4 protein-coding genes are annotated in these 7,711 nt (G+C 66.3%); all 4 read right to left on the bottom strand.

Going from position 1 to position 7,711, the window contains the following annotated elements; genetic code table 11:
• Positions 1–124: 124 nt before the first annotated feature.
• Positions 125–3,376, bottom strand: a complete 3,252-nt coding sequence (locus G7Y51_RS08045; RefSeq protein WP_165176305.1) for a UvrD-helicase domain-containing protein — start codon at positions 3,374–3,376, stop codon at positions 125–127.
• 8 nt (positions 3,377–3,384) lie between these two features.
• Positions 3,385–4,236, bottom strand: a complete 852-nt coding sequence (locus G7Y51_RS08040) for an N-6 DNA methylase (protein ID WP_241160177.1) — start codon at positions 4,234–4,236, stop codon at positions 3,385–3,387.
• A 101-nt stretch (positions 4,237–4,337) separates the two neighbouring features.
• Positions 4,338–6,548: a peptidase U32 family protein gene (locus G7Y51_RS08035; protein ID WP_165176303.1), complete on the bottom strand. Its 2,211-nt coding sequence runs from the start codon at positions 6,546–6,548 to the stop codon at positions 4,338–4,340.
• Entirely contained in the window at positions 6,545–7,564 is a 1,020-nt protein-coding gene (locus tag G7Y51_RS08030) for an NAD-dependent epimerase (protein ID WP_165176301.1), read from the bottom strand. Before G7Y51_RS08030 ends, G7Y51_RS08035 begins: the two co-directional genes overlap by 4 nt.
• Between the last annotated feature and the right edge of the window lie 147 nt (positions 7,565–7,711).

Below are 7,711 nucleotides of genomic sequence, written 5' to 3'. Positions count from 1 at the left end.
GAAAGCAAAAACATGTGATGAACTGTATAAATCCATTGGAAAAGCATTAAGTTGTATCACACAAAAAGACGCTGAAGGATGGTTTAAATCCTGTGGATATGTAAAAAGTTAAAAGCAAAATGCTCTAGAACAGCGAAAGGTGCTCTTCCGACTTGCGCTTGTGGGGCATGAGCGTGCTTTGTCGGCAACATTCCCGGATGTGCGTCAGAAAGGGCGAAGGCGCAAGGCGCAGCTTTCTGCCGTAGAGTGTGCGGCTGTGGCTGTAGCTCACGAAGAGCGCCTGCGCGGCGCGGGTCAGGCCCACATAGAGCAGGCGGCGCTCTTCGGCCAGGGCCGCTTGCGCATTTTTTTCCGGCGCGGCATCCGCGCCTGATCCGTCGCGCGCTTCAAAGAGCGCTTCCCGCCGCAAGGGCAGCAGGCCGCTCTCCAGACCCGGCAAAAAGACGGCCCTGAACTCCAGCCCCTTGGAGGCGTGCAGGGTCAGAATCTGCACCTGTTCCGCTCTGGCGCGCACCAGTTCGGCCTCTTGCAGCCAGGCCAGGCGTTGCAGCAGCGTCTGCCAGTCGCCGCACTCCTGCCAAAGACGGCACAAGGCCCGCCAGGGGCGGCCCTGGCAAAAAAGCTCTCCGGCCCAGGCCTGTTCGCGCAGCCAGGGAAGCAGGGCCTGCGGTTTGGGCAACTGCCCCGCGGGAAAAGGCAGGGCCGCCCCGGCAGCCGCAGCCGGCGGCACTTGTTGCGGCAGAAAGGAAAGATCCGCACAGCCGCACGCGGCCGCGGCCAGGGTCAGCAGGCGCGCGCAGGCCGGATCTTCCCAAAATTCTTCCTGGGAAGGCACGGAACAGGGAATCCCTGCCTGCTCCAGAGCCGCGCGCAAGGGCGGGATTTGGGCCTTGAGCCGTACCAGCACGGCCACTTCGCCCGGCGACAGGCTGTTGTCCAGCTCCGTGCCGTCCGCGCGCTTTTGCGCCTGATCCAAGAGTGTGTGGGCCGTGGCTCCCAACAGGCGCTGCACGCGCCCGGCCAGCCAACGGGCTTCGGCCCGCTCGTCCGGCGCGGCAAACAATTGCAGTTGCGCCCGCAAGGGGCGCGCGGCGCGCAGCAAACCGCATTGCCCGTGCCCCTGCAACAGCTTCCCGGCCATATCCAGCACGCCCTGACTGGCCCGGAAACTCTGCCCCAGCCTGTGCACCGTGAGCGTGGGCCAGCAGGCCCGCAAACTTGCCTCGCTCTGCCCCGCCGCGCCGCGAAAGCCGTAAATGGCCTGATCCGGATCGCCGATGCCAAAAAATCCCTGCCCGTCAGAGGGCAGCAAAGCCCGGATCAGCGCAAGCTGCACGGGCGAGAGATCCTGCACCTCATCCACCAGCACATGCCGCCAGCGGCCCGCGCGAGCGCGCTCCAGCCACCATTCCAGAAGATCGGCATAGTCCACATAGCGCATGGCCGCGTTTGCCCGCTTGCGGTCGGCATAGCGGGCCGCGGCCTCGGCCGGGGCTCCGGCGAGCGGCCGGCCGGTTTCGCGGGCCAGGGCCAGCTCATCCCACAGCGCCCGCGCCTGACGGGCCGAAAGCCCGGCATTGGCCGCCTGAAAGAGGCGCATGGCCGCGTCCTCGCCCAGCAAAAGGCAGTGCGGCTCGGCCGCGCGCAGTTCGCCCCAGGCAAGCCCGTGCAGCGTGTCGCAGCGCGGCAGACGATCCCGCAGCTCAGGCAGGGCCGCGCCCAGCCGCTCGCGCAGCTCCCCGGCGGCGCGGCGGGTAAAGGTCACGGCCAGAAGGTTTTGCGGATCCTCCCCTTCTGCCAGCAGCCATTGCATACGGCCAATCAAAACGCGGGTCTTGCCCGCTCCCGGCCCGGCCAGAACCAGCGCGGGCGCGGGCCCGGAGCGCAGCGCCGCCTCCTGCTCGGCGGAAAAAGCTGCGGGCGGGCCTTGTTCCGCAACGGAGCCGGGCTGCCCTGACGCCTTGCCCAGACCCGGCAGGGGCAAGGTGTTTTTTCTTGTCTGGGCGCGCGGGCCGCTTTGGGGTTGCGCCGGCGCCCCGCCGCTTCGGCCCAGGCCCGGCAAGGCCCGGCCGCCGCGCACGTCCGGCAATTCCTCAGGCCTGAAGACGCGGACCGTGCCGTACTGGCCATCAAAACCGGCCTGACGCAGGACCTGGCCGCGGCGCATACGGGCCACGGCTTCGCCCAAAGGCTCCCAGCGCGCGCGCAGATCCGCTTCCGGCAGGCGGCAGAGGATATCCAGCTCTGGCCCCAGATCGCGCAAAAGGCGGCTGTAGCGTTCCTGAACCTTGCGCGAGCCCGCGCCCGCGCCGAGAATCTCGCCCAGCACTTCCGGCAGGGGGATCAGGGGCCGGGCCTCAGGCTCATGGGGCAGCGCGGGCGGTTCCTCGCGGTCGGCCAGCTCCAGCACGCGGTGCAGCACGCCCACGGTCAGGGCTTTGCCGCAGACGGGGCAGATATTGCCGAGCGCCAGAGCCTCGCGCGGCTCCAGCACCACATTGCAGGCCCGGTGCCCGTCCAGATGGTATTTGCCTTCTTCGGGGTAAAACTCCAGTGTGCCCAGAAAGCGGCAGGATGCCTGCTCCCGCGCCTGCCGCCGGGCCGCGGCGCGCAGGGCCGCGAACATGCCCGCGTAGGAGGGCGGCCCGGCAAAGAGATTGGCTTCGCGGCCCAGATTGGGGCCGGAGTGGGCATCGGAATTGGAAATCAGGGCGTAGCCGTCCAGACGGCTGATCAGGCGGTTCATGGCCGGATCCGAGGAAAGGCCGGTTTCCAGAGCGAAAATATGTTCCGAAAGATCCGCGAAGCAGTCTTCCAGACGGTCAAAACCCGACTTGGAGCCAAAGAGGGCAAACCACGGCGTCCAGACATGGGCGGGGACCAATACCGCCTCGGGCGCGGCTTCCAGCACGATTTCCAGCAGATCGCGGGAGTCCAGGCCCAGAATGGGCCGGCCGTCGGAGTTCAGATTGCCGATCTGCGCCAGGCGCACGGAAATGCGATCCGCGTCCTCCAGCGTGGGCGCAAAGAGCAGATTGTGCACCTTGCGCACTTTGCCGCCGCGCTTGTAAATGGAACTGATTTCAGCTTGCAGGCAAAACAGCGGCGATGTGCCGCCCTCATGCGCCCGGATTTGGCCGCCGTCGAGAAAATCCAGAGGCTCAGGCTCCACGTTCAGGCGATACAGGCCGCTGGTTTCGTCGAAAACCAGTTGCTCGCGCAGCTCGGCCCGCCATTGCGGATGGGTGAAATCGCCGGTCCCCAGCACGTCGATGCCCTTGCAGGCGGCCCAGGCCGCCAGATGCCGGGGATTGAGCAGCTTGCTGGTGGCTCTGGAAAAACGCGAGTGGATGTGCAGATCCGCAATGAAATTCATATCGTTCCTCACGAGTCTGTTGTGGCGCCGGCAGCCAGCCAGGGGCAGAAACGCAGGGCCTGCGCGGACCAGATGGCCGCCTGCGCCCCGGCCTTTGTGGCGCGGCGCGCTTTTGACCCATGCAGGGTGAGCGGGCTTTCCAGACGCAGATCAGGGGCGGCGTTTTTGCGGGCCTCAACCAGAATCCGCAAGGCCGGATCCGATCTGCGCGCCCGCACGGGCAGAATCCGGCGCAGGCCCAGACGCGCCCGGTCGAATTCCGCACAGAGCCGCGGCAGTTGCCGCGCGTCGAAAATACAGAAAAAACGGCCGTGATGGCGCAAGAGCTCGGCCGCGGCACGGCAGAAATCCGTCAGGGCCGCAGGGCCGCGCAGGGCGCGTTCCCGCAGGGATGAGGGCGAAGCCCTGCCCCGGCCCGGCAGGCCATAGGGCGGATTGGCCAGAACCAGATCCAGAGAACCGGCCCTGAAGCCCCCGGCCGCCACGCTTTGGCGCAGCGCCGCACGATCCGCAAGATCCACGCGCGCGAAACGCAAACGCTCCTGACAGCCCAGCGCCGCGACATTCTGCCGGGCCGCGCGCAGCAGTTCCGCTTCGCGCTCCAGACCCAGGCCGGTCAGCTCCGGGCAGCGCAGGGCCAGGCCCAGCAGAGCCGCGCCGCAGCCGCAGCCCAGCTCCGCCCCGCACAGCCCGGGCGCGGGAGCGTTGCCGCCGTTTTTGACGCGGCTCTGGCACTGCCCGGCCGCAAAGGCGGCCAGCAACAGGGCATCCAGCCCGAAGCGCAAAGCTCCGACGGGCTGCGCAAGACCGCGCGGAAAACGCGCGCGTGCGGCGTTGATTTCGCTGACGTGCCTGATCACAAGATTTTACGCGCAACGTCCTGTTTCACATCCGGCGGGCGCAGGGCCGCAAGGCCACAACACGCTTGCTGTTACCATGCGCAACGGAAAAATCCGCAACGCTACAACAGCGCGCCTTCCCAGTTGAACAGGCCTTGCCGCCGCAGTTCGGGCAGCGCGGCCGGGGGATTTTCCCGCATATGGGCAAAAAAGCCGTAGCCCGCGGCCGTCAGCTCCTGCCGTTTGGCCGAGAGATCCAGAGGCCAGCCGGGATAGATCCAGATATTGCCGCCGTATTGCCGGGCCCAGAAGGCCTCGCCCTTGGGGCTCAGAAAGGGCTCGTCGGTTTTGATGCCCAGCAGGCCGAAACGGCTGATGCCCACGGGCCAGAAGCCATCGAGCACCAGGCCCAGGGGCAGGGGGCTTTGCCCCGGCAAGGCCAGCAGATCCTCGCGGCTGAGTTCCGGGGCGGCAAAAGCCCCCACAAAGCCCATGCGCGCGAGAACGCCCAGGGCCGCGGCATTGGCGGCATTGCAAAAAGGCCCGGCCAGCAGATCCGCGGCTCCGGCGTCGGCCGGAAACAAGCCGCGCTGCCAGGGCGCATTGCAGACAAAATGCCGCGCGCCGTCGCGCCAGAGGCGGGTGATCAGGCGCTGGAAATTTTCTTCTTCGTCCGGCCAGATGACCGGCGGCAGCCACCAGGAGATGCGCGGCGTCACGGTGCGCGAAATCCCGGCGCTGCGCGGGGAGAGCCAAAGCCCCATGATTTGATTGCGGCCGCCGCGCGTCTCGCGCCCCTGTGGCAGGCTTGAGCGCAGAAAAATATCGGGCCCTGGCCGCGCCCTGACGGCCACGGGCAGACGCGGAGCACTCTCCACAGCCCGGCTCCGCCGCGCAGGCAGGGCGTCCAGCCGGGCCTGCCAGTCTTTCAGCAGGAGCATCAGTTCCGGCTCGCGCCTGTCGATCAGAAAAACCGGCGTGCCCGTCCTGGGGGTCTTGTGCCGGGGCAAACGCAGCGTCAGGCTTCCGGCTTTGGGGATGCGCCGGGTCACGGGCAGCGTGGCGTGCCAGCGCTCATCCTCCACGCCCACGCGCAAAAGGTCCTGGGGCAAAAGCTCAAAGTGGGGCTTGAGCAGGATGCGGCCGTCGGGATCGGCCCGCACTTTGCCGGCCAGCAGGCCTGAGCTGGTCTGGCCGTCGGGCGCAAGGGGCAGCGTGTTTTTCTGCGGCAGAAAGCGCGCCCGGCTCGGCGGGCGGCCCAGAGCCATTTGCAGAATTTCCTCCGCAGTCCTGCGGGCCTTGGAATCGCCGGGATTATCCCGCAACATGCGATAGGCCGTGACCGCATGATACACATAATGCGGCCCTTTTTTGCGGCCCTCGATTTTCCAGGAGACCAGATGGGGGATGTCCAAAAGGGTTTTGGCCAGCACATCCAGGGAAAGATCCAGGCAGGAAAAATACCGTCCGCTGTGCTCCCTGCCGCGGCTCGGAGGCCGGGGCGCGCGGCGCGGCTCGCCTGTCCGGGCAAAGCGATCGCCGCCCTTGCCGCGATCCCCGCGGCTGCGCTCCGCCGCGGCCAAAAGCTCCCCGCGGCCGTCGCGTTCCTCTTTTTCCGCGTGGCGCGCCAGGGCCAGCGCAGCCGCGCCGCCCTGGCGATACACCCGGCGGCAGGGCTGCACGCAACGGCCGCGCAAGCCGCTTTTGCCGCCCATGTAACTTGACCAGTAGCAACGGCCGGAAACGCAATAGCACAAGGCGCCGTGGACAAAACATTCCAGATCCAGGCCCTGGGGGCAGGCCTCGCCCATGCGCCGGATTTCGTCAATGGAAAGCTCGCGCGGCAGAATCACCCGGCCGGCTCCCAGGGCAAGCGCCTGACGCAGCGCTTCCGGATGGGTCAGGTTCGCCAGGGTGGAGAGAAAAAGCCCGCCTTCAAAACCGGCCTGCCGGGCCAGATCCAGCATGCCCGGATCCTGGATGATCAGGCCATCCGGCCGCACCTGCCGGGCCAGACGCGCGGCCAGGCGGTAGGCGGCGGCTGTTTCGCTGGGCTTGATCAGGGTGTTCATGGCCACATACACGCGGGCATTTTCGGCATGGGCCAGATCCGTGAGCCGCGAAAGCTCGGTGAGACCGAAATTCTCGGCCTGCATCCGGGCTGAAAAATGCTTCAGTCCCAGGTAGACGGCATCCGCGCCCGCGGCAAGGGCCGCCAGAAAAGAGGGCGCATCACCGGCCGGAGCAAGGATTTCAGGGCGTTGGGGCGTGGCGGTGGTCACGCCCGCGCTTTGGGGCGCGCCGGAGGCACTGTGTCGGGTGGAATCACTCATGCGTTGTAATACTCTCTGTACCAGGCCGCAAAGCGGGCAATGCCCTCGCGCAGGGGCGTCGTCGGCGCAAAGCCGGTGGCCAGGGTCAGGGCGTTGATGTCGGCCCAGGTGGCTTCGACGTCGCCGGGCTGCATGGGCAGAAGTTCCTTGCGGGCCTTTTTGCCCAGGGCTTCTTCCAGCACGGCGATAAATTCGTTGAGCTCCACGGTCTGATGGTTGCCGATATTATAGATGCGCCAGGGCGCGGAACTGGAGGACGGATCCGGCGCGGCCGGATCAAAGGCCGGATCCGGCGCGGCAGCCAGGGGCAAAAGCCGTATCATGCCTTCCACAATATCGTCGATATAGGTGAAATCCCGGCGCATACGGCCCTGATTGAAAACCTTGATGGGCTCGCCCCGCAAAATGGCCGTGGTGAACAAATGCAGGGCCATGTCGGGCCGTCCCCACGGGCCGTAGACAGTGAAAAAGCGTAGCCCGGTGCAGGGCAGGCGGTATAAGTGGCTGTAGGCATGGGCCATGAGCTCGTTGCTTTTTTTGGAGGCGGCGTAGAGGCTTACCGGATGATCGACGTTGTGCCGTTCGGAATAGGGCCGGGCCGCATTCAGGCCGTAGACGGAAGAGGAGGAGGCAAAGAGCAGATGCGCCACGCCGCCGTGGCGGCAGCCCTCAAGCAGATGGCCGAAGCCCGTCAGATTGGAACTGATGTAGGAAGCCGGGTTTTGCAGGCTGTAACGCACGCCCGCCTGCGCGGCCAGGTTGACCACATGACTGAAGTTCTCCCGCGCGAACAAGGCTTCCATGCCCGCTCTGTCGGCCAGATCCAGCAACTCGAAACGAAAGCGGGAGCGCGCCGCGGGCAGGACTTCCAGTTGGGCCAGACGATCCTTTTTTAATTGGACATCATAGTAGTCATTGCAGTTGTCAATGCCCACCACGCTGTGCCCGTCGGAAAGAAGCCGCCGTGCCAGATGAAAGCCGATAAAACCGGCCGCGCCGGTCACCAGAACATGCATAGTCGCCTCCCGCGCTGAATGCAGGCCCAAGGTAAGCCAGATGCGGCTTGTGAGCAAGGGCGGATGGAGCGGCAGGGGCGCGTCCCGGTTCTCAAAGCGCCCTGCCGCTCATTCTCTGCGCACGATGTTTGTTGTCCTGCCGCCGCA

Source organism: Desulfovibrio sp. ZJ369 (assembly GCF_011039085.1).
Lineage (GTDB): Bacteria > Desulfobacterota > Desulfovibrionia > Desulfovibrionales > Desulfovibrionaceae > Desulfovibrio.
Note: the sequence above shows the minus strand (reverse complement) of the source record. Positions and strands in the feature narration are given on the sequence as shown.

Bases quoted from the DNA above. Each gene is read 5' to 3' on its own strand.
- G7Y51_RS08030 (WP_165176301.1), bottom strand. From the start codon at position 7,564: ATGCATGTTCTGGTGACCGGCGCGGCCGGTTTTATCGGCTTTCATCTG.
- G7Y51_RS08035 (WP_165176303.1), bottom strand. From the start codon at position 6,548: ATGAGTGATTCCACCCGACACAGTGCCTCCGGCGCGCCCCAAAGCGCG.
- G7Y51_RS08045 (WP_165176305.1), bottom strand. From the start codon at position 3,376: ATGAATTTCATTGCGGATCTGCACATCCACTCGCGTTTTTCCAGAGCC.